The 23870-nt window shown below is 44.4% G+C and carries 20 protein-coding genes; 11 read left to right on the top strand and 9 right to left on the bottom strand.

All coding sequences use genetic code 11. The annotated features are described in order from the left end of the window. Positions 1-7: 7 nt before the first annotated feature. The 5 genes from nqrE to CEW93_RS04940 are packed head-to-tail and all read right to left on the bottom strand — an operon-like array spanning position 8 to position 4668. Positions 8-616 (bottom strand): NADH:ubiquinone reductase (Na(+)-transporting) subunit E, encoded by a 609-nt coding sequence (gene nqrE, locus CEW93_RS04920; RefSeq protein ID WP_089541065.1) that lies wholly within the window; start codon positions 614-616, stop codon positions 8-10. Beyond that, the gene (locus CEW93_RS04925; RefSeq protein WP_089541064.1) at positions 616-1278 is read right to left on the bottom strand and encodes an NADH:ubiquinone reductase (Na(+)-transporting) subunit D; all 663 of its coding nucleotides are present in this window, start codon (positions 1276-1278) and stop codon (positions 616-618) included. The genes nqrE and CEW93_RS04925 overlap by 1 nt, the downstream gene beginning before the upstream one ends. A gap of 2 nt (positions 1279-1280) precedes the next feature. Further along, entirely contained in the window at positions 1281-2087 is an 807-nt protein-coding gene (locus CEW93_RS04930) for a Na(+)-translocating NADH-quinone reductase subunit C (protein ID WP_089541063.1), read from the bottom strand. Then, positions 2071-3318, bottom strand: coding sequence for an NADH:ubiquinone reductase (Na(+)-transporting) subunit B (locus CEW93_RS04935; protein WP_089541062.1), 1248 nt, complete (start codon positions 3316-3318; stop codon positions 2071-2073). The genes CEW93_RS04930 and CEW93_RS04935 overlap by 17 nt, the downstream gene beginning before the upstream one ends. Before the next feature lie 3 nt (positions 3319-3321). Beyond that, complete coding sequence (locus CEW93_RS04940) at positions 3322-4668, bottom strand: Na(+)-translocating NADH-quinone reductase subunit A (protein ID WP_089541061.1); 1347 nt, start codon at positions 4666-4668, stop codon at positions 3322-3324. Positions 4669-5135: 467 nt separating this feature from the next. On the opposite strand from CEW93_RS04940, the gene hisA reads away from it, so the two are divergent. Beyond that, positions 5136-5861, top strand: coding sequence for a 1-(5-phosphoribosyl)-5-[(5-phosphoribosylamino)methylideneamino]imidazole-4-carboxamide isomerase (gene hisA / locus CEW93_RS04945; RefSeq protein ID WP_089541060.1), 726 nt, complete (start codon positions 5136-5138; stop codon positions 5859-5861). A gap of 2 nt (positions 5862-5863) precedes the next feature. Here hisA and CEW93_RS04950 read toward each other — a convergent pair whose 3' ends face one another. Next, a complete protein-coding gene (locus CEW93_RS04950) occupies positions 5864-7210 on the bottom strand; it encodes a YihY family inner membrane protein (protein ID WP_370511935.1) in 1347 nt (448 codons plus the stop codon). 162 nt (positions 7211-7372) lie between these two features. Here CEW93_RS04950 and CEW93_RS04955 point away from each other — a divergent pair, with 162 nt between their 5' ends. The 5 genes from CEW93_RS04955 to CEW93_RS04975 all read left to right on the top strand — a co-directional run bounded on the left by CEW93_RS04955 (position 7373) and on the right by CEW93_RS04975 (position 12324). Further along, positions 7373-7777, top strand: coding sequence for a hypothetical protein (locus CEW93_RS04955; protein ID WP_089541059.1), 405 nt, complete (start codon positions 7373-7375; stop codon positions 7775-7777). 9 nt (positions 7778-7786) lie between these two features. After that, the gene (locus tag CEW93_RS04960; RefSeq protein WP_089541058.1) at positions 7787-9313 is read left to right on the top strand and encodes a M48 family metalloprotease; all 1527 of its coding nucleotides are present in this window, start codon (positions 7787-7789) and stop codon (positions 9311-9313) included. Positions 9314-9495: 182 nt separating this feature from the next. Further along, entirely contained in the window at positions 9496-9762 is a 267-nt protein-coding gene (gene rpsO, locus CEW93_RS04965; RefSeq protein WP_089541057.1) for a 30S ribosomal protein S15, read from the top strand. 196 nt (positions 9763-9958) lie between these two features. Continuing rightward, positions 9959-12046, top strand: coding sequence for a polyribonucleotide nucleotidyltransferase (pnp, locus tag CEW93_RS04970; protein WP_089541056.1), 2088 nt, complete (start codon positions 9959-9961; stop codon positions 12044-12046). A 53-nt stretch (positions 12047-12099) separates the two neighbouring features. Further along, positions 12100-12324: a hypothetical protein gene (locus tag CEW93_RS04975; protein ID WP_089541055.1), complete on the top strand. Its 225-nt coding sequence runs from the start codon at positions 12100-12102 to the stop codon at positions 12322-12324. A gap of 73 nt (positions 12325-12397) precedes the next feature. On the opposite strand, the gene CEW93_RS04980 is transcribed toward CEW93_RS04975, so the two are convergent. Then, on the bottom strand, positions 12398-13021 hold the full coding sequence (locus CEW93_RS04980) for a hypothetical protein (RefSeq protein WP_089541054.1): 624 nt from the start codon (positions 13019-13021) through the stop codon (positions 12398-12400). A 46-nt stretch (positions 13022-13067) separates the two neighbouring features. Then, complete coding sequence (locus tag CEW93_RS04985; protein WP_089541053.1) at positions 13068-13643, bottom strand: biliverdin-producing heme oxygenase; 576 nt, start codon at positions 13641-13643, stop codon at positions 13068-13070. Positions 13644-13955: 312 nt separating this feature from the next. Between CEW93_RS04985 and CEW93_RS04990 the strand changes: the two genes are divergently transcribed. Then, on the top strand, positions 13956-14381 hold the full coding sequence (locus CEW93_RS04990; RefSeq protein ID WP_089541052.1) for a YbaN family protein: 426 nt from the start codon (positions 13956-13958) through the stop codon (positions 14379-14381). A 44-nt stretch (positions 14382-14425) separates the two neighbouring features. On the opposite strand, the gene CEW93_RS04995 is transcribed toward CEW93_RS04990, so the two are convergent. Continuing rightward, positions 14426-17707: an Rne/Rng family ribonuclease gene (locus CEW93_RS04995; protein WP_089541051.1), complete on the bottom strand. Its 3282-nt coding sequence runs from the start codon at positions 17705-17707 to the stop codon at positions 14426-14428. Positions 17708-18207: 500 nt separating this feature from the next. Between CEW93_RS04995 and CEW93_RS05000 the strand changes: the two genes are divergently transcribed. The 4 genes from CEW93_RS05000 (at position 18208) to CEW93_RS05015 (ending at position 23846) form a co-directional block, all read left to right on the top strand. Next, entirely contained in the window at positions 18208-19206 is a 999-nt protein-coding gene (locus tag CEW93_RS05000) for an RluA family pseudouridine synthase (RefSeq protein ID WP_089541050.1), read from the top strand. Positions 19207-19449: 243 nt separating this feature from the next. Then, positions 19450-20991 (top strand): exopolyphosphatase, encoded by a 1542-nt coding sequence (locus CEW93_RS05005; protein WP_370511938.1) that lies wholly within the window; start codon positions 19450-19452, stop codon positions 20989-20991. A 121-nt stretch (positions 20992-21112) separates the two neighbouring features. Next, on the top strand, positions 21113-21919 hold the full coding sequence (locus CEW93_RS05010; protein WP_089541048.1) for an acetyl-CoA carboxylase carboxyltransferase subunit alpha: 807 nt from the start codon (positions 21113-21115) through the stop codon (positions 21917-21919). A 145-nt stretch (positions 21920-22064) separates the two neighbouring features. Further along, complete coding sequence (locus CEW93_RS05015; RefSeq protein WP_089541047.1) at positions 22065-23846, top strand: FMN-binding glutamate synthase family protein; 1782 nt, start codon at positions 22065-22067, stop codon at positions 23844-23846. The last annotated feature ends 24 nt before the right edge of the window (positions 23847-23870 follow it).

A 23870-nucleotide genomic window follows, 5' to 3' on the forward strand; every position in this document is an offset into this window, starting at 1 on the left:
TTTCTCCTTATAGACTCATACCGCCAAATGACATAAAGCCAAGCGACATCAAACCAACAGTAACAAAGGTAATGCCTAGACCACGTAGCGGTGCTGGTACGTCTGAATATTTGAGCTTTTCACGTACACCTGCTAAAGTGGCAATCGCCAGCGCCCAGCCAAAGCCAGAACCCACGCCATAAACAATGGATTCGCCAAAGTTATAATCACGCTCCACCATAAACAGTACGCCACCCATGATGGCACAGTTTACAGTAATCAGTGGCAAAAATACCCCCAATGCGTTATATAGGCTTGGGACAAATTTGTCCAAAAACATTTCCATGATTTGTACCACGGCAGCAATCAAGGCGATGTAGCTTAAAAAGCCCAAAAAGGACAAATCGGTACTAGGAAAACCTGCCCATGCCAACGCCCCATCTTTCAACAAAAATTGATAGAGCAAGTTGTTTAGGGGAACGGTGATTGCCATCACCACCACAACTGCGATACCAAGACCGATGGCGGTGGAGATTTTTTTGGAGATGGCGATAAATGTACACATACCCAAGAAAAAGGCAAGTGCCATGTTTTCAATGAATACGGACGTGATGAATAAACTGATATAGTGTCCCATTAGTGTCCTCCCATGCCCTTAGATTGTGGTTTTAGGGTGTATTCGGCAGGTTCAACTTGTTCAGGTTTCCAAATACGAATGATGGCGATAAATAGTGCAATCACAAAGAACGCCGATGGTGGCAGCAACAGCAAACCATTTGGAATGTACCAACCGCCATCTGTGGCTTTTTCCAAAAGCTGAATGCCAAACCAACTGCCATTACCTAAAATCTCACGAATGCTTGCCACAAAAATCAGCACCGCTGAATAGCCCAAGCCGTTACCAATGCCGTCCAAAAAGCTAGGAATGGGCGGGTTGCTCATGGCATAGGCTTCGGCACGGCCCATGACGATACAGTTGGTGATAATCAGTCCAACAAATACCGACAAGGATTTAGCGACATCATAGGCGACCGCTTTTAGGATTTGGTCTACCACAATCACCAGCGATGCAATCACCACCATCTGTACGATGATACGAATGGATGATGGGATTTTGTTACGGATAATGGAGATAAAAAAGCTAGAAAACGCCGTTACCAAAGTTAGGGCAATACACATCACCAAAGCGTTTTTGACGCTGGTGGTTACTGCAAGTGCCGAACAAATGCCCAAGATTTGCAGGGCGATGGGGTTGTTATTAAAAATCGGCGTGGTTAAAATCTTTTTGGTGTCCGCCATGATTATGCTCCTTTGCCGTCAGCTTTATTGGCTTTTAGGTTATCCAAAAACGGCTTGTAACCGTCTGCCCCTAGCCAAAACTGAACCATGTTATTTACACCACGACCTGTCAAGGTAGCACCACTTATGCCGTCCACCTGTTCAGGTTTGGCAGTCCCTGCTTTGGCAACACCCATGATGACATCACCATTGTCGTTGTGGGCTTTTTTACCCACCCATAAGGCACGCCAAGGTTCATCAGCGATACGAGAACCCAAACCGGGGGTTTCTTTATGCTCGTAGAAATTTACGCCCTTGATGGTATTAAAATCCTTGTCCAGTGTAAGCAGTCCATAGATTTGACCCCACAGACCCGCTCCGTGAAATGGCAACACGAGCATTTCAATTTGACCGCTTGCGTCTTTGGCGATATAGGCTTTACTAAACTTAGGTTTGCCACCAATGCCTGCTATGTCATTGCTTAGTGGCGTGCTAAGAGCGGGCGTGCGAGCGGCTTTGGCGACATTATAACTGTTGATGTCGCTAATCCCTGCTTGGGCGAGCTCTTCGTCTGTGGCAAATTGACCTGTTTCAAGATTGACCATTTTAACTTCAAAAGCCGAAAAACGCTCTGCCACCACACTGTTGGTGTCTTTGGCAGGGTCAAATTTACCTGTGGCAATCAAGACGTTTTTGTTAAAGTCTAATGTGCTGTTTTCGGTTTGTTTTGGTTTTAGACCAACCGCCACCGATGATACCGCAATGGAGCAAACCAAGCACAGTACCAGTGCAGTTACGATGGTCGTAACGTTGCTATTTTTGGCTGACATGAGCTAATCTCCGTGCTGTTTGACGTTTGATGTTGGCTTGTTTGACAAAATAGTCAAACAGTGGGGCAAACAAGTTGGCGAACAAGATGGCAAGCATGATGCCTTCTGGGAATGCTGGGTTTACCACACGAATGACCACCGTCATAAAACCGATAAGCAGTCCATAGCACCAGCGACCTGTATTGGTGTGAGCTGCTGACACAGGGTCAGTTGCCATAAACACCGCCCCAAACATAAAGCCACCGATGACCAAATGCCAATGCGGAGCTAGGCTCATCATGGGGTTGTCGCCACCTATCATATTAAAGATAAAGGCAGTCAGTAGCAGTCCAATCACCGCACCGAGTATCACACGCCAACTGGCAATCTTGGTGTAAATCAGCACCGCCCCACCAATCAAAATGGCAAGGGTGGACACTTCACCGATAGAGCCTTGCATATTACCCAAAAAGGCATCCGCCCAAGTGATGGTTTGACCATAGGCATTGACAAAAGCATCGGCAGGTGTGCCAGCAGCAGCTTGACCTAGGGGAGTAGCACCACTATAACCGTCTACGCTGGCAAGTCCTTTAACGGCTGTCCATACGGCGTCCCCTGACATATAGGCAGGATAAGCAAAGTACAAAAACGCACGACCTGCCAAAGCGGGGTTAAGGAAGTTTTTGCCTGTACCGCCAAAGACTTCTTTGGCAACCACCACACCAAAGCTAATGCCCAAAGCCACTTGCCATAGTGGAATGTCGGGGGGTAGCGATAGGGCAAATAGTACGGACGTTACAAAGAAGCCTTCATTGACTTCATGTCCACGCACCACCGCAAAGATGACTTCCCAAAAAATCCCCACCGCAAAGGTAACAATATAAATGGGTAAAAACTGCATCGCACCATAAACAAAGCACGCCCAAAAACTGCTGGGGTCATAGCCTGCCATGCTCGTGATAGCGGTACGCCAACCTGTTGGGGTGATGCCAAAATACTGTATGGCGGTCAGTGCTTGAAAGCCGACATTATACATCCCCCAAAACATCACAGGGAAGGTACATAGCCACACCGTAATCATGATGCGTTTTAGGTCAATCCCATCACGCACATGGCTTGCCGAGTAGGTTTGTGATGATGGCTGACGAAAAAAGGTGTCAAACATCTCAAACACGGCATAATATTTTTCGTATTTGCCACCTTTGGTAAAGGACGGCTCCATACGGTCAAAGATATTGTGAATAAATTTCATCGTTTAGCCTTCCTGCTCAATACGGGTCAAGTTATCACGCAAAATATCACCAAATTCATATTTACCGGGCGATACAAAGGTGCAAAGTGCCAAATCTTCTTCATCAAGCTCCAACGCCCCAAGCTCCACCGCTTCTATGATGTCGCCAACAATGAGTGAGCGAAGTAGCTGAGTAGGCAGATAGTCTTGGGGCATGACCTTCTCAAAAGTGCCAATGGGTACCATCGCACGTGGTGAGCCGTTGGTTGATGTGGTAAAAGCAAACTTTTTGCCTTTGAAAAACTGTGAAATATAAATCGGTAAGGCAGAAAAGCGATTTGCTCCCAGCGTAAAAAAGTGCATAGCAGGGCGTTCACGACCTTCGGCAAGTACAGATACTTGGTTGTGAAAACGTCCCAAATACGCCACCGTGCCACTGGCTTTACGCCCTGACAATACCGAACCTGAGATGATGCGGTTGTCTGTGCCATTAAGCTGGTTTTGGGTCAGTTCATTTAAGTCTGCCCCACGAGTGGTCTTAATAAGACGTGGCTTGGCAACTGTGGTGCCTGCCAAACTGATGGTGCGTTCGGTGTGGATTTTACCAGTGGTAAACAGTTTGCCAATGGCAATCACATCTTGGTAACCAATCGTCCAAACCACCACGCCACGAGCCAAGGGGTGCAAAAAGTGAATGTGCGTGCCTGCGTTGCCAGCAGGGTGCTTGCCTGTAAAACCATGATATTCGGTTTGGTTGCCTGTGGCAAGGTTTGTTGTCTTGGTGGGGGCTGTCGCTCCATGACACACAAAGGTTTTGGGTGATAGCACAGAGATGATGGCAAGACCGTCATTAAAGGCATCAATATTGGCATTGATGATGTCAGCAGGGTCGGCGGCCAGTGGGTTGGTGTCGGTGGCGGTTACAAAAATGGCAGATGGTACGCTGTCAAGCTCAGGTGTGCGACTAAATGGACGGGTACGAAACGCCACCCATTCACCTGCGTTATTGAGCTGAGTTACCACATCATCACGGCTTAGCTTAGTTAGGGCGTCCGATGAATGTGCTTTAAAAGTAATCTCATCACCTGCCTGAGCAGCAATCACCAAACTTTCAAAGACACGGCGTTCGCCACGATTGATGGCGACAACTTTACCACTGACAGGAGCGGTGTATTTGACGCCCGCCCGCTTTTTGTCTTCAAACAACACCTGCCCTTTGGCGACAACATCGCCTTCCTTGACACTCATGGTAGGACGCATACCGATATAATCATAACCGATAAGGGCAACATGAGTGGGTGTGTGTTCGCTAATTTCTTTGGTTGGCTCACCAGTAATTGGTAAATCCAACCCCTTTTTTATGGTAATCATAAGCGGATACTTAAATTAAGACCAGAACACACCAGCACAGGCAAACCCAACAGATTGTATGGTGTTAGGTGGCTACCTAAGTGGCTGGCTACCAATTTTTTGATTGCAACTTAATGGATTGATAAAAATTAAGTAACATTCCAATTTGTTACCCAATGTTTGCTATCAATTCTTTATAGATACAATAAACCTTTCTATTATACGATAAAAAGACATAAATTTATAGTGTTTTCAACCATTAAATAAAACCTTGTTAAAACCATACAGTTGTTTAATTTTTTTGTTGATAACCAAACATCACATAAAAAAATCAAAACATTATCAACAGATTAGTGATTGAAGTATGCAGATGTGTTTTGTGGATAAAATCGCAAATTTTAGGCGGTGTCAGCGTGTTTTGTAGGAGTGCTTGAATTGAGCAATGATAATTTGTTACAATCATAAATTTTAAATTTGGAGCTGTGATTATGCTGATTATTCCTGCCATTGACCTAAAAGACGGCAAGTGTGTTCGCCTAAAACAAGGACGCATGGAAGATGATACGGTGTTTGGTGATGACCCTGTCTTGATGGCAAATCAGTGGGTGGAGCAAGGAGCAAGACGGCTGCACTTGGTGGATTTAAATGGGGCATTTGATGGTGTGCCTGTACACAAAACGGTGGTTGAGCAAATCGCTAAGGCTCACCCAAAGCTGCCCATACAGCTAGGCGGTGGCGTGCGTAGTTTGTCCACGATTGAGCATTATTTGTCGGCAGGACTTAGCTACATCATCATTGGCACCAAGGCGCTAGAAGAGCCAAGTTTTGTTGATGAAGCGTGTCGCAATTTTGCAGGGCATATCATGGTGGGTATTGATGCCAAAGATGGTTTTGTGGCGACACATGGCTGGGCAAATGTTACTGACACCAAAGCTACCGACCTTGCCAAACGTTTTGCTGATGCTGGTGTGTCATCCATTGTTTATACTGACATCGCCAAAGATGGCATGATGGCTGGCGTTAATATTGAACAAACGGTTGAGCTTGCTCGTGCCTGTGGTCTGCCTGTCATTGCATCAGGGGGCGTTACTGACATGGGTGATATTCAAGCATTAAAACCTTATGGCGAGTATCTGCTTGGAGCGATTACAGGGCGTGCCATCTATGAAGGCACGCTGGATTTGGCACAAGCACAGGCATTTTTAGATGGCTGATTTTAGGGCTTTTTAAAAAACTGAGCAGACTTTTTGCTAAGCCAACTTGTCAGCGTTTGGGGTGTATCGGTGGGCACAACAGGTAAATCGGTCGTATCATTATCAGGCTTGCCATTAAATAGCTGTTCTAAGGAGACGTTTAGCTCGTTTTGGGTGTGTTTTTGGGCTTGGCTTAGACGTGTGTGGAGCTTGTGAAGCCACATCTGGTCGCCAGACTCATCACTCATGACATTTTGTAGCTCATCACTAAATGGCAAACGATATGGCAGGCTTTGATGAAACTGCCACAGACTGATTGTGCCTAGGTCGGTAGATAGGACGTATTCGTGGTTTTGGGTGGGGGTGATGAGTTTGCTTTCTATGAGCTTATTGATGTATGTACTCCAATGCGTCAGCTCTTGGGGGCTTAGGATTGCCCGAAGTTCTTTTTCGCTGACGGTTTTGCCGTTTTGGTGGTGTTCGTGTGTCAGATGAAGCATTTGTAACACACTTAAAAACGCATGGCGACTCGGAGCGTGTTTGGTATCAAAAATGGTTAGGGTATAACTAATCTCTACCCCAAGCAAAATCACATTCCATGACAAATATATCCACATCAAAAACACAGGAAAAACCGCAAATGCCCCATAAATGGCTTCATAACTGGTAAAATTGGTGATGATGCTACCAAAGGCGTTTTTGAGCGTCTCAAACAAAATCGCCACAACCACCCCTGCAATCGCGGCATTTTTGATGGGAACTTGGGTTTTGGGGATAAACCAATACATACCCACAAATCCTGTGGTCATCACGATAAATGAAACGATTTTTGCCCATATCGCCCAGTCTATCCCATAGCCCATAAACTGCTGATTTAAAAAAGACAAGCCACTGATGGCACTAGATGCACCAAATGCCACGCCCAGCACAATCGGAGCAAGCGTTATCATTGTCCAGTAACGCAAAAATCCTGTTAATAGACTGCTTGTTTCTTCTACTCGCCAGATTTTGTTAAACGCCCCTTCTATGGTCAGCAATGTCATTATGGTGGTAACAAATACTCCTGCCACACCAATGATGCCCAGATTGCTGGATTTTTCGGCAAAACTGTCTAAATGAGTGCGAATCGCTTCTCCTGATGTTGGCAACAGGTTGTTGTAAATTAGCTCTTGCAGTTGCTCACGCATTTGTGCCATGGCAGGGACGACTGAAAATAGCACAAGCATGACAGTAATAATCGGCACAAGCGATAGTAGGGTGGTGTAGGTCAAACTGGCAGATTTTTGTGAGCATTCATCATCAATAAAATGACGCACCAAATAACTAAGATAAACAAACCAAGGGTGTTTGGTAAAAGGTAATTTTTTCAAAAAATTCATAATAAACAATGATGTCAATTTTTCATAGTGTAACAAATTTTTCTTAAAAATTGTGAAAGAATTTATGGGGTGATTGTGTGATGAAAAGGTGGCAAGGCTAAAATTTTTGGGTATAATGGCATTTTTAATCATTCATATCATCATCAATTTATCATGTCAAACACTCATAAACCCATCGCTTCTGTCCATCAAGCCCTAATTTTTGTGTGGCTGTCGTGGCTGCTGTATCGGTTGGTGATTCATGTGATGATTTTGGGTGCGACCACACAGGCAAATATGTTTTATGGCGTGCTTTGGCAAATTTTGGTGCTACTGCCTGTACTGGCATTTACCCCAACCATCATGCAAGCAAAATCTGCTTATCGGCTCATCTTGGCAAGTTTACTCATGCTGATTTATTTAGCAGGCGTGGGGGTGTTTTTTGCGATACGTTTATATGAAAATGCCCCCTTTTGGATAAAGATGGGGCTTGGGATGGAAGTGCTGTTTTTGCTACTGATTAATGTCATGTTGATGGCACTTATCAAGCGTTTGCCGCCAATGTATAAAAAACAATAAGGAGCGGTCATGAAAATGTATTTGGTGTTATTATCTGCTTTGTGGTCATCTGCGTTGATGGCTCATGAGATTCATATAGATACTGACACACTCAAAAAAAATCTTGGTCAATCATCATCACGAGCAATTTTTAGCGACAAACACCGCAAAATCCCCCCAGAGAGTCTGGCAGTGCCATCGGTGGTAACAGGCGGTCGTTTTAATGAAAACCACATCAATCGTGCCATTGCTGAGTGGTCGCTACGGCAGGTAAACGATTCGCTTCGGCTGATAGATGACCCTTGGGTCAATGAGCAAATCCTAACGATGAGCGCCCAAATGAATGCCCAAGTTCGCACGCAGGCTTTGTTTGCACTGCCCATCATTCATGATGACAACATCAATGCCTTTGCTGTGCCAGGGGGATTGATTGGCATTAATACAGGAACGATTTTATCATCAGAGACGATGGATGAAGTGGCAGGCGTGTTGGCTCATGAAATCGCCCATTTGTCCCAACGCCACTATGAGCAACGCCAAGACGAAAAAGGCAAACTGATGGCATTACAGCTTGGTGGGCTGTTGGCGGCGGTGCTGGCAAGTTCGGTCAGTGGCGATTTGGCAACCACGGCACTCATTGGCTCACAAACTGCCACGGCTGAGAGTATGGCAACTCACAGCCGAGACCATGAGCGAGAAGCTGACCGCATTGGCATGCAAATCATGTCGCAAGCAGGCTATGATGCCCGAGCGATGGCGGTGTTTTTTGGTAAATTATACAAACAAGTGGCACATTTGCAAAAAGATGCGTTCATACCCAGTTTTGTGCAGTCGCACCCTTTGACTGCTGAGCGGTTGTCTGATGCCACCAGCCGAGCCAGTCAGTATCCTGTGATGAGCATGATAGCCAAAAATAATCATGCTAAGATGTTTGATAAACTGTCATGGCGACTTAAATATCTCACCAAGCAAGCCAGCATGACCGACTTAAAAAACGCCAGCTCACACAGCCTAGGGGCAAAACTGGCGTGGATAAATGCCCTAAGTGATGATGGTAATACCAAGCAGGCTTTGCAGCTATTGCAGACAGGTGATTTTGAGCGTACCGACCCTTTGGTGTGTATCACCCATGCTCATGTGTTGGCAAAACAAGGCGACCACACACAAGCGGTGGCGGTACTCAAATCTTGTCATGCTTTGTACCCTGAACGGCGAGATTTGCGATTGCATTTGGCAAGTGAGTTGGCACAGGTGGGGCAGACGGCTTTGGCATTGTCGCTGGTTACGCCTTTGACCAACCAAAACAACCACGACCGACAAGCGTGGCGTATCACCCAACAAATCCACGAAAAATCCACCACCAATCACACATCATCTGCCATTTATGCTCTACACGCTCGCTCGCAAGTGGAGCTGTGGAGCGGTCAATACCAGGGAGCATTGCAATCTAACGCCCAAGCAATAAAACTTGCCAAACAGCACCCAAATTTAGGTTTGTTATCCATGTTGGAGAGCAGTAAACAAGCGATGATACAAGCAAAAGATTATAAGCCCTAAGCCAGATTACTTTTATGTGTTTGTGGGATTTTAAGTTGTAATTTTAAAGACTTTTAAAAATTTATGTGGTATAATAAAATTTGTGTGCCATGATTTTAAAGGTGCATTCATAGAACTAGGCAGACTTTGGCAATGCAATGTTTGCCTGAATTATCCGCATTGCAGTTATGAAGGAATGAGTTATGCTAACCAACCAAGACCGTGAAGAGATTATCGCCAAATTTAAACGTGGTGAAAACGACACAGGTAGCCCAGAAGTGCAAGTGGCACTATTGACCGCTCGCATCAACGACCTACAAAACCATTTTAAAGCCCACAAAGCTGACCATCACAGTCGCCGTGGTCTTATCCGTATGGTAAACCAACGTCGCAAACTACTTGATTACCTAAAAGGCAAAGACCTAGACCGTTACACCGCCCTTATCGGCGAGCTTGGACTACGCCGTTAATTTTGGCTCATTTAGACCTAAAAACGGTGTGCGTTTGCGTGCCGTTTTTGTATTTTTAGTGGTTGATTTTGGATAGTTGGATTTAGAACTCTAAGAGATATTTTTAAATACAACACAAAATAAGCGTTAAAAAACATCTCTTAGGGCTTTAAACCTTATCCAAATCATCATAGCAAATTTTAAAATAGGAAAACTTATGTTTAATATTGTTCGTCAAGAATTTCAATATGGCAATCAACAAATCGTCCTAGAAACAGGGCGTATCGCTCGCCAAGCCAACAGTGTGCTTGTGCATATGGGTGATGTGTCGGTGTTGGTTGCAGTGGTGGTGCGTCCAGAAGCAGTCGCAGGGCAAAACTTTTTTCCTTTGACGGTAAATTACCAAGAAAAAATGTACGCTTCGGGTAAAATCCCAGGTGGTTATGGCAAGCGTGAAGGACGTGCTTCTGAATTTGAAACGCTGACCAGTCGTCTGATTGACCGCCCAATTCGCCCGCTATTTCCAGAAGGGTATTACAACGAAATCCAAGTTACTGCCACCGTCATCTCATCAGGCAAAACCCAAGATGCTGACATTGCGGCGATGATTGGTGCCAGTGCTGCTCTTGCCATCTCTCCTGCTCCGTTTAATGGTCCTATTGGGGCAGCTCGTGTGGGCTTTATCAATAACGAATATATTTTAAACCCAACACTTGCCCAAATGAAAGACAGCTCGCTAGACCTTGTGGTGGCAGGCACCAAGTCTGCGGTATTGATGGTGGAGTCGGAAGCTGATGAGCTGTCAGAAGACCAAATGCTTGGAGCGGTATTATATGGACACGCCCAACAGCAAATCGTCATTGATAACATCAACGCTTTTGCTGCTTCGGTAGGTAATGCCAAAGCGGAGTTTGTCGCCCCTACCATCAACGAAGAGCTAAATGCACAGCTAAAAGCCCAATTTACTGACAAAGTCAGTGAGGCTTATACCATCACCGTAAAACAAGAGCGTTATGCTCGCCTTGATGAGCTGGCAAGTGAAGCGTTAGCATTGGCTGGCGATGAGACGGCAGAGGATTATGATGAAAAACAAGCTCAAATCAAAGAGCTGTTTGAAGCCTTAAAATACCGCACGGTGCGTGATAATATCCTATCAGGCAAACCCCGCATTGATGGGCGTGATTTGCAAACGGTGCGTGCGTTGGACATTCAGGTGGGCGTGTTGCCTTATACGCATGGTTCAGCATTGTTTACCCGTGGCGAGACCCAAGCTTTGGTAACCACCACATTAGGCACAACCCGAGATGTCAATTTGGTGGATACGTTGGCAGGCACCAAGCAAGACCATTTCATGCTTCATTATAATTTCCCACAGTATTCTGTGGGTGAGACAGGTCGTGAAGGTGGTCCAAAACGCCGTGAGATTGGTCATGGTCGTCTAGCTCGCCGTGGGGTGCAAGCGGTACTACCTAAGGCAGAACGTTTCCCTTATACCATTCGTGTGGTGTCTGACATCACCGAATCTAATGGCTCATCAAGCATGGCATCTGTCTGCGGTGCATCATTGTCGTTGATGGATGCAGGCGTTCCCCTAAAAGCCCCTGTGGCGGGCATTGCTATGGGCTTAGTCAAAGAAGGCGAACGCTTTGCGGTATTGTCTGATATTTTAGGTGATGAGGACCATTTGGGCGACATGGATTTTAAAGTGGCAGGTTCGGTCAATGGCATTACTGCTTTGCAGATGGACATCAAGATTGAAGGCATTACTGCTGACATCATGGAGCAAGCCTTAAAACAAGCTCATGCAGGTCGTATTCACATCCTAAATGCCATGAATGAAGTCATTGCCACATCTCGCACCGAAATCAGTGCGTATGCTCCTAACTATGCCACGTTACAAATCAATCCTGAAAAAATCCGCGACATCATCGGCAAGGGTGGGGCAACCATTCGTCAGCTCACCGAAGAAACAGGGGCGACCATTGATATTGATGACAATGGCACCATCCGCATTTTTGGTGAGTCTAAGGCTTCTACTCGTGCTGCCATTGCCAAGATTGAAGCGATTACTGCTGAGGTGGAAATTGGTGCGGTGTACGAAGGCACGGTGGCACGTATTGTGGAATTTGGGGCGTTTATCACCATTTTGCCGGGTACGGATGGTTTGGTACACATCAGCCAAATTTCTGATGAACGTGTAGAAAACGTAACTGATTATCTCAAAGAAGGTCAAACTGTCAAAGTACAAGTTCAAGACATTGATAATCGTGGACGCATTAAACTGACCATGAAAGGTGTTGAATAATCGTCCATCAAAAAACCGCTCTTAATAGGGCGGTTTTGTTAAATAAGAGAATGATGATGGGTAATAATCAAAAGAAAGTTTATAGACCTGTCAATATTGGATTGTTTGTGTTTATTATTGCGTTATTATTGTTTTGGATTTTTGATAAGTTGGGTTTTTATATGGCACAAATCTGTGGTGGAATTGGATTACTTGGATTTCTTTATAGTATGGTAAATTTACAAACACTTATCAATAATCATATTAATGGCAATTCTAAAAATGACGATAAAGAATAAAAATATTGATAAACTTGGTTTTATAAGACCAACAACCAAACATAATAAAATTTTTACTTAAATTATGCCATTATTATAATGTCGTCTTTAAATTCTCTCTTGCTCTATTTTCTAATTTATCATAAAAATAATCCGTTAAATAAATTCTGTCTTTATCATAAAATTGCTTTAATACAGATTTTCTTTTAAATTTATAAATCAAGCAGTTCACCCACGCATATTCTTGGCGGATTTGAGTTTGGTATTCATCAAATCTTTGTGGATTGTTTCCCAAAATCGCCAAACCCATGTCCAGCAAATAATCCAAATCATTTTTATATTTGTTATGTAAAGGCAGGAAATTATGATGGTTTTTGGTGGCAAGAATGTATTGATAAATGATGTTTGTGCTTGTGTTATCCAAAATGCCTGATAACTCAGCTTTCATCATATCAGCACTCATTTGTTCGTTGTGGCGACTTTTGCTGTCATAAATCACGTCATGATAAAATAATGCCATCGCCACCAAGTTTGCTTGATAAAGTTTGTCTTTAATTTCATCAAACCACAAAAAGCATTCATATAAATGTGTGATGTTGTGATAATGGCGATTTGGCTGTTGATAATGTGCGATGAGTTTATCAAAAAGTGGCTGATGAGTATCCATGCCACCAAATACCGACCGCCATTGGGCATTTAAGAAGTTGATTTTATCCATGATGAGTCAATAAAAACCGCCCAAATTTTGAGCGGTTGTAGGAATGCTATTCAGCCACATCATAAATCTTGCGAATCACTCGCTTAAAATAAGCAAATGCGTCATCAGCACCTTTCATGGCAGCTTGTTTGTCTTCATCAGACACGGGCAGAGCATCAATTTTGCCTTTGACATCACGCCAATGTGGCATACGTCCGTCAGGGTGAGCCGCCAAATGTGAGGCACCAAACTCATCACTTAGGTCAATTTTACCCGCTTCTTTGTACAAAATCGCTGCCCCCACGTTTGAGCCTTCCACACAATATAGCCAGCCAATCGCTTCACTGTCGGTAAAAGTGGGTTGTTCTACGTCTTTGCCAAATGGCTCTACTTCTAGGTCTTTCATGTCAGATTTGACACGGTCAAGGCGAGCCAGATTCGCCAAGCCATCTAACTGCTCAGCGAGCGTTTGGTTGTGATAGATGGGATTGACGGTGGTGTGAAATTCATATTGGGCTTGCAAAAATTTGCGATAGTTGTCATGACTGGCAAAAGGTTGCATACTCATCACAAGGTTGTCCACCGCATCATGCGTGGTGCGAGAATGTTCTTTTAAGGCTTCGGTTAGGGTAAGTTCGCTCATAATTCACCTATGATTTTGTTAAAAGAATGACAATAAGATAACTGATTTTTGGTGATTTGTAAATAAATAATTCTTATTTTTATTTACAAGGGTGCATTTTTTGTGCTATCCTTATTGCCACAAGTCTATCATATCTATTTTTAACGTATTTTTGTATTAAAAATGATATAATGCTCCCTGGTATTAGGGTGGCTTGATAAATTTTCAAGCATTAATCATGTTACAATAATATTATTTTTAAGTATATTAAAGGTAATCACCTTTTCTTAACTGTTTCATCAAATCATCGCCATTTTTAGCGTTTATCCCACCATGTCTGACCCTGTACATCAAGAAAGCTCTGGTAATAAAACCCACCAGCCCCACGATAATCCTTTGATACGTTGGGCATTTTTTATCATGGGCTTTTTGTTTGTGGGGCTTGGAATTTTGGGGGCGATATTGCCCGGTATGCCCACAACCGTATTTATCTTGTTGGCAGGCTATTGTTGGGCAAAAAGTTCACGGCGGTTTCATGGCTGGCTGATGCGTCATAAGGTTTTTGGTAAAATGCTGATGGATTGGGAAGAACGCCGAGCCATGCCACGTTTTGCTAAATATTTGGCATGGAGCATGATGGCAATGTCTAGTGCGTTTTTATTTTACAAATTACCAAATGATAAGTTGTGGATTGCATTGATTACAACAATTATTTGTTTGATAACAAGCATTTGGATGGCACGACTGCCTGACGCGTGATTGTGATAGGATAAAAAACCGCCCAATATTGAGCGGTTTTTTTGTTAGGACTGAGCGTCATCAGGTGGATTATCGCTGGGCGTTTCATCTGTCTTAACCCGTTTGACGACTTCTGCTTTTTGGGCGGCTTTGGAGGTTTTTTTGACAGGATTTTTTGGAGTTTTGGGTTTGGTAACCTTCTTTTTGGCTGCCACTAAATTTAAAATCCCAACCTGTGGCAATAGCTGACCTGACACGCTTTCAATCATATCTTTATAGCTGTTTAAGCGTTTTTTGTCATCTGGCTTGTCGCCTGTATCATCAGACACATCAGCAGTCTCTGTGGTGGTATCCACAACAGGCTCTTTGGCGGTATTATCACCCAGTGCATTTGTGTTGGCGTCAGTGATAAGAGGATGAGTGTCATCATTCACATCATCGCCAACATGGGTGTCAGGCAAGGTCTCGTTTGTGTCATCTGCCGTCTCTTGTGGTGTGGGCGTAACAAGCTGTCCACGAGGGTCGTTTTTAGCACGCATCAATGCAACAGGTGGGGCAACATGAGTTTTGCCTTGCGGGGTTTGGTACTGACCACTGGGCGTGATGCTACTGGTAAATGTCAGCAGGTAGTCTGCGGCGAGTGGCTCATAGCCATAGTTGGTAAAGTCAAAAACGGGCTGTTGCCATAGGTTCATCGCCTTTAAGAAACTTGCCACAAAGTCGCCCTGATATTCACCCAGCATACTTACGATAAACGCTTCTGCACTGCCTGTGATGGCGGGGCGTTTTTGGGACACCATGACCACACGTGGGTCGTTGATTGCACGTGTGGGGTGGGTGGATTTGTCTTGGTTTGCCGTATCTGATGGCTCACTGGCGATGGTTTTATTTAAATTTTCGCCATTTTGGTTTTGTGCTTTGTCCGCAGCTGTCGTGTCATCAGCGGAGCTAACAGTTGGTGTGTCAGCTGTTTTATTAACATGAACACTTGGCGGATTGCTGATGTCAGCAGGTTCTGGATTGTGGACTTGCTGGCTTGTCGCTGTGTTATCAGTTGTTTTTGCGTGAGTGGCTGTTTCATTTGTGGCTACTTTGGCAGTGTCATCTGCTTTTGATGGTGTGCCTTTGCTGTTATCTAACGACAGATGAATGGTCTCTTTGGGTGGGACGCTCTGTGTGTGATGACCGATATGAATGACCACATCTTTGGGGTTAGCTGTCTTACGAGCGGGTTTTTCTTTGCGTTGAACTGGGGCTTTTTCATCTGCTTTATCGCTGATTTTTTGACTGTCAAGATGGACAGAATGCTCTTTTTTGATGGGTTTTTCGTTCTTATTGTCCGCTTTTAAGGTTTCACCACGCACCATTTCACTGCGGGGTGGACGATGTGAGCCCGTCTCTCGTCTTGGGTAGTCATTGTCTTTTTTGGGTCTTTTTTCGCTTTTTGGCTCAGTTTTGTCGGTTTTTGTCTCAGCTTTTTCAGGCTCTTTTTTTACAAAAACCTTTTTGGGTCTGGGTTTTTTTTCATCATCGCTAGGGCGTTCTGCCAGTTGCCCTGCTGCTCCTAGGCTAACTGCACCATCATTTACGATGGATTCAATCGCCGCTGCCACATCACTGGTATTTAGGCTGTGAGCAAGTTTGGCTTGGGGTTTTGGGGCAAACAAATTGGACAGCCACGCCACGGCTTGGGGCTTGACATCGCTTTTTGGGGTGTCTTTGGTTTGTGGTTTGTCGGTTTGTTTTTGTTTGTTGCTTTGGGCTTTTTGCCAACGGTTCTCACCTGTGGTTTCGTCCACTTTGGTGTGCCAATTGGTGTCATAACCCAAATCGCCACTTTCACGTTCTTCAACATCCACAATCCGCTCATAGCTAGATGGTGCAAAGCCATCAGGATTAAAATGTAAGCTAAAATTGGGGCTTTCAAGGTGTGCGTGCGGTAAAACGGTGATTCTTACACCACTGTCTTGCTCCAAATACACCAAACTTTCACGTTTTTCGTTGAGTAAAAATGCGGCAATCTCGGTGGGCACTTCGGCTTGAATCTCACCCATACGCTCTTTTAGGGCGATTTGTTCAATCTGACGCATGATGGATAGGGCAAGTGAGCGTAAATCTCGTATCATGCCATTACCATGACAGCGTGGGCAAATATAACCTGTGGCTTCATCTAATGATGGACGCAGACGTTGGCGACTCATCTCCATCAGCCCAAATTTGCTAATCTCAGCAAACTGCACTCTGGCACGGTCATATCTGGTGGCATCAATCAGGCGTTTTTCTACGTCTTTTTGGTGGCGGGGGTCATTCATATCAATAAAATCAATGACAATCAGCCCGCCCATATCACGCAAACGCAACTGACGAGCAATCTCATCAGCCGCTTCTAAATTGGTATGATAAGCCGTTTCGGCGACATCTGAGCCTTTGGTGGATTTGGCGGAGTTGATGTCAATGGCGACCATCGCTTCGGTTTGGTCAATGACGATAGAGCCACCTGATGGCAGACGTACTTCGCGCTGATAAGCAGTTTCAATCTGACGCTCAATGCCAAAACGGCTAAATAATGGCTCATAATCGGTATATTTACGCAGCTTGCTCATTTGATTGGGCATGACAGAAGCGATAAAATGAGCCGCTTCATTATAGGCGTGTTCGCTGTCAATCCAAACTTCGCCAATGTCATCACGCAAATAATCACGCACCGCACGAGTAACCACGCCAGCTTCTTGGTGAACAAGGCAGGGACTTGGGCGAGTGCGGTTTTGTTCTTGAATAGATGACCAAATATCAAGCAGATGATTTAAGTCATTTTGTAGGTCTTCAAAGCCTTTACCAATCCCTGCGGTGCGAACAATCACGCTCATGCCTTTTGGAATGGATAAACTGGCGATGATTTGTTTCATCTCTTCACGCACTTTGCCAGAGATTTGGCGACTGATGCCACCACCTTTTGAATTGTTTGGCATCAGCACAAGATAGCGTCCTGCCAAAGAGAGATAAGTAGAAACCGCCGCTCCTTTGTTGCCACGCTCTTCTTTTTCTATTTGGATGATGACCTCATCGCCTTCTTTGATGAGTTCACGAATATTGTCAGAGCGAACATTGCTATTTAGGTATTCTGGGGCAATCTCACGCAAAGGCAAAAAGCCTTGGCGTACCGAGCCATATTCCACAAATACCGCTTCTAGCGATGGCTCAACACGGGTGATATGACCTTTGTAAATATTGGCTTTTTTTTGTTCACGCGTGCGATTTTCCAAGTCAAAATCGTAAAGGTGGCTGTCTTTGCATAATGCCACACGAATCTCTTCGTTGTGGGTGGCGTTAATTAAAATGCGTTTCATGATGTTCCTTAAATAATAAAGGCACATCAAGGCAGTAAGATGGGGCGTTGCCTATTAGACAAATGGTTGGGTTTTTATGTTAAATTTAATTTATTTAATCGTGTCAAATTAAATCTTGCACCGTCTTGGCACAAAATATCTACATTAAAACCCATTTGACAAAAATCACCAAATCAGTTCAACACCTATCATAAAATGGTTAAAATACCGTCTTCAAAATCTGTCATCATCGCTTGCACCGATGTACTTTACCACCAAGTTTCTACAAAAGCAGTGTTTGTCTTGTGCTTTTGTGGGTGGTTAGGTCAGTTCTTACGCACCTTGATGTGCAAAAAATAAAAAGTTATGGATTGCTTGTGATAAATAAAATATATCAAATACACAAATATTATGAGTATTTCTCAAAAACACGCCATTTTTGGCAAAATTATCACTTTTGATGAGCAACGTGTTAAACTATATCAGATTTGCCCAAATTTTCCTATTAAAATTTTACAAATATGCAAAAAAAATCCCCCAAATCTGCAACCATGCCACGCTGCGTTGATGATGTGATTGATGATTTTTCCAAAGTGAATTTTGTTACCATCACTGCCCATCAGGACGGTCAGCGAGTGGATAACTTTTTGCTGACTTACCTAAAAGGCTTGCCACGCTCACATGTGTACAAACTTATTCGAGATGGGCAAATTCGTATCAACAAAAAACGCTGTAAGCCCCATGACCGTCTAAATCTAGGCGATGTGCTGCGTATCGCACCTGTCAGGCTGTCCGTGCGTGATAAACCTGTCATTTCTGATGAGTTTGCTCGTGGGCTGCTAGATAGGATTATTTTTGAAGATGAAGGTTTGATGGTGCTAAACAAACCACAGGGCTTGGCGGTGCATGGCGGTAGTGGCGAGAGCTTTGGGGTGATAGAAGCGTTAAGAGCTGCCACTGGCAAAAAGTATTTGGAGCTTGTTCATCGTATTGACAAAGATACTTCGGGTTTGCTACTGATTGCCAAAAAGCGTAGCATACTCAAAGATTTGCAAGAACAGTTTCGCCAAAAAACCATCACCAAAGACTATCTGTGCGTGGTGCATGGTACAGTTAAGTGTAATCAACTTATTGATAAACCGCTACTCAAATACACCCTAGCTGGTGGCGAACGCCGTGTCAAAGTGGATAAAGATGGTAAGCCTAGCCAAACGCTGATAGCAGTTTTGGCAAATTTTAATATAGATGGCATGGCGGTCAGTCTCATCAAGGCAAGTCCAAAAACAGGACGCACCCACCAAATCCGTGTCCACATGGCAAGTATTGGACACGCTTTGCTTGGTGATGACAAATACCAAAGTGAAAAACAGGCGACTTTGGCGACCCAAAAAGGCATTAAACGGCTGTGCTTGCACGCTTGGCGACTGACTTTGGCAGATGGCCAGCAGTTTAAAGCGGTGGTCGCTGATGACATGGCAAACTTATTGGCAAATACTGACTTTGGCGAGTGTCAATCATAGTTCATTAAGGTATTTGCCAATGCTAGAGCTTGAGTGTCAAGGTAAGTGCTGCCAGTTGAGCAATATACACTTTTACCAATTAACAATGCTTGAAACGGTCATTTTTTACTTGTCAATTTGGCGTTACCCATACCAAACAGTTTGCCACAGCAAATAACCAACCATTACACAAAGTTTCTTGTTAATTACTTTGTTTTATTTTAAATTAGCTTATTTATTTTGAGAGATGTTATGAAACCTGTCATGATTGATACGACTGCCCGCCACGAACAAATTGCCAAATCCATTCACGACACAGGGCTGTCTCGTGATGAGCTACTTGGGGCGATAGACTTAGGCTCAAACAGTTTTCATTTGGCGATTGCTCGACTGGACCATGGTGAAGTTCGCCGTATTGCCAGCATTTCTGAAAAAGTACAACTTGCCGCAGGGCTTGATGAAAATAATGTGTTATCCGAAGAAGCCATTCAGCGTGGATTGGACTGTTTGCAAAGATTTTTACCCCACATCAGTGAGATTGCTCCAAATCGCTTGCGTATTGTGGCAACCAACGCCCTAAGAAAAGCGGTCAATGCCGAAGCGTTTATCACACGAGCCAATGCTTTTTTACCCAAGCCGATTGAAATTATTGCAGGGCGTGAAGAAGCACGACTGATTTATTTGGGGGTGTCGCATTCTAATGCCAGTACCGACAAACGTTTGGTGATTGATATTGGTGGTGGCAGCACCGAGTTTATTATCGGTCAAGGCTTTGAACCCATTGAAATGGAAAGTTTGCAAATGGGCTGTGTGTCTTTTACCAAAAAGTTTTTTGCTGATGGTAAAATCACCCAAAAAGCCTTTGATAATGCCAAAACCGCCACCGAAGTGGAGCTTTTGACCATTGCCAAGCGTTACAAAAAAGTTGGCTGGGATAACGCCATTGCTTCATCAGGCACTGCCAAAGCATGTAAACTGGTGCTACAAGAGCTTGGCTTTGCCAAAGATGTCATCACCATTGATGGCATGATAAAACTTAAAAATCATTTGCTCAAATTAGGTCATGTTGATCATATCACTTTTGATGGGGTAAAAGCGCATCGCCAAGCGGTATTTCCTGCGGGAGTGGCAGAACTGCTTGCCATCATGCAGAGCTTTGGTATCACAGAGCTGTATTATTCAGATGGGGCGTTGCGTGAAGGCGTGATGTATGACATGCTAGGACGGCTTGGCAACGAAGATGTGCGAGACCGCTCTGTATCTGCTTTGGCAGGACGGTATTCGGTGGACTTTAAGCAGGCGGGGCGAGTGATGGCAACGTGCGGACGGCTGTTTGATGCGGTGCGTGATGTGCTGGCTTTGAGTGATGAAGACAAAGATTTGCTTCGCCGAGCGTCCAATCTGCATGAGATTGGCTTGGCGGTGGGGCACAGTAACTACCAAAAGCACAGTGCTTATTTGCTTGAATTTTCCGACATTGCAGGCTTTGCTCAGACAGGGCAGGCGAGCATGGCTCAAATTGCTTTAAATCATCGCCGTAAATTAAGAGTTGAAAACCTAGAAGCTGCCCTTGCCTTGGGCGGTCGTAAACTTGTGTATTTGTGTTTGATTTTACGCCTTGCAGTAACTGCCAATCATTCTCGCACCATCAAATCGGCACCGATTTATTTATCCATTTTAAATAAAAATACAGACCACTGGCAAATCAGTATCGGTGATGGTCTGCACAAAGAGCTGATAAAAAGCGAGCTAAGTAATGACATTGCACAGTTTGCCAAATGGGGGGTTAAGCTGACGGTGGTGTGATAAAGGGTGGTTGTTAAAATTTCCCAAACACATAAAAATGTGTTAAACTACCTAAGTTTACATATGTAATTTTTCGCCCATCATCATTGATGGGTTTTATCAAAATCATAAAGGAAGCCCTATGAGTCAATCAACCCCTGTATGGGAAAGCGTAAAACTTGCTCGCCATGCTGACCGCCCTTTGTTTTCGGACTATGTGGCAGGTTTATTTACTGAGTTTGATGAGTTGCATGGCGACCGTGCTTTTGCTGATGACCATGCCATTTTGGGTGGGTTGGCACGTTTTGATGGTAAGCCTGTGATGGTGGTCGGTCAGCATCGTGGACGTTCTACTCGTGAGCGGATTGCTCATAACTTTGGTATGGCAAGCCCAGAAGGTTATCGCAAAGTCATGCGTTTGGTACAGATGGCAGAGCGGTTTGGGCTGCCTGTCTTGACCTTTATTGACACACCGGGGGCATATCCGGGGGTGGGAGCAGAAGAGCGTGGGCAGGCCGAAGCCATCGCCAAATCCATCGCTGTCTTTTCTAGTCTAAACACGCCCATCATTGCCACGGTCATCGGTGAAGGTGGCTCAGGTGGGGCGTTAGCCATCGGGGTGGCGGATAAAGTCAATATGCTCCAAAACAGCATTTATTCGGTCATCTCGCCTGAGGGCTGTGCATCTATTTTGTGGAAAACTGCCGAAAAAGCCGCCGATGCGTCCGAAGCACTCAAACTCTCTGCCGCCAATTTATACGAGCTGGGTTTGATTGATGAGGTAGTGGACGAAGGAGCGGGCGGACACATTGAGCCTGATGTGGTGATGAACAACCTAAAAACTTTGCTCCAAAACCAACTTGGCGAGCTTGAAATGCTTGGCAAAAATGAGCTGTTAAGTGGGCGATATGACAGATTGATGAAGTTTAATTCTAAGGTGTCATTATAGTTTTTGTTTTTGATGATAAAAGCAGGCTAACCCCCTGCTTTTTTGTTTTTATTGATTTTTTTAATAATGATATAGAATAAATAAAAGAGTATTTATGATGAATCATGATAAAATAAAAGTTTTTCATATATAGTTACAAGTACTTATGGCAACTTCCATTTCTCCAAAAAATCCACATGATACAGGTGGCGAGTCATATTTTGTTGGCTTTTTATTGCGTTATAGCGTGTTTGGGCTGGCGATTTTGGTGCTTGTGCTGGGTGTGTATTTGATGGTGTGGTGGCTGATTGTCATTGGGGCGTTGTCGGTCGCCCTAGGTGTGTATGACATGGCACAAAAACGCCATGCGGTACTGCGTAACTACCCTTTGTCAGGGCATATTCGTTATATTTTAGAAAATTTTCGCCCAGAGATTCGTCAGTATTTTATTGAAGATGACCAAGTGGCAGTGCCATTTTCTCGCCAAAAACGTGCGTTGGTCTATCAAAGAGCCAAAAACGTCAGCGATACCAGTGCTTTTGGGACGCTTGAAGATTTACACCAGTCAGGCAAAGAATGGTTTTTACAATCCGCCATCTCTTATCCTTTAAAAGAAACCAATTTTCGTATCATGGTGGGTAACGACAAATGTCAGCAGCCTTATTCTATGTCGGTGTTTAATATCTCAGCGATGAGTTTTGGCAGTTTGTCGGCCGCTGCCATTGAAGCTTTAAACAAAGGAGCAAAACTTGGTGGTTTTGCTCATGATACTGGCGAAGGGGCGATTAGCCCTTATCACAAAAAACACGGTGGCGATTTGATTTGGGAGCTAGGTACGGGCTATTTTGGCTGTCGCAGTGATGATGGCACATTTAACCCACAAAAGTTTGCCGAACGTGCCAAAGACCCACAGGTCAAGATGATTGAAATCAAACTTTCACAAGGGGCAAAACCCGGTAAAGGCGGCGTACTGCCCAAAGAGAAAATCACCCAAGAAATCGCTGACACCAGAGACATTCCGATGGACGTGGATTGTATCTCGCCTGCTTCACATTCAGCGTTTAGCACGCCCCGTGAGCTTGTGAAGTTTTGGCAACAGTTGCGTGAGTTATCAGGTGGCAAACCAGTTGGGTTTAAGCTGTGTATCGGTCAGCCTTGGGAGTTTATGGCGATTGTCAAAGCCATGTTAGAAGAAGATGATTATCCTGATTTTATCGTGGTAGATGGGGCAGAAGGCGGTACAGGGGCAGCTCCTGTGGAGTTTATGGACAATGTGGGTATGCCACTTTTGGACGGCTTTTTATTGGTGCATAATACGTTGGTAGGGGCGGCCATCCGAGATAAGATTAAAATCGGAGTCAGTGGCAAGCTCATCACCGCTTTTGACATCGCTCGTATGTTGTCGCTGGGGGCAGACTTTTGTAATTCGGCTCGTGGCTTTATGTTTGCGGTGGGCTGTATCCAATCTCGCTCTTGCCATACCAACAAATGCCCCACTGGTGTTGCCACCCAAGACCCATACCGCCAAAAGGCTCTGCACGTGCCTGACAAAGCACAGCGTGTGTATAATTTTCACAAAAATACCCTAAAAGCACTTGCTGGCATTTTGGGGGCGGTGGGCGTAACGCACCCACAGGAGTTAAAGCCCTATCACATCGCCAGACGGCTAGAAGATGGGCGTATCAAGCTCTTGGCTCAGCATTATTATTTTACCTTTAAAGGGGTGCTGTTTAATTTGTCGGCTCGTGCTGATATTTATAATCGCATGTGGGTGATGGCAAACCCTGATGATTTTAGGGCGGATTATAAAAGTTTGGTGGCGTATGACAGCACCGTGCATCAAAAATTCCCTGACATTTTGGATGAGCAATCTGCCAAGCAAAAAAATCGCATCAATGTGTTTGATTTGGGGTCAAATTATTATAGTTATCAAGACGACCCACAATAAATGATGAGCAAACCCAAATTTTAG

The sequence above is a fragment of the Moraxella sp. VT-16-12 genome, from assembly GCF_002224245.2.
Lineage (GTDB): Bacteria > Pseudomonadota > Gammaproteobacteria > Pseudomonadales > Moraxellaceae > Moraxella.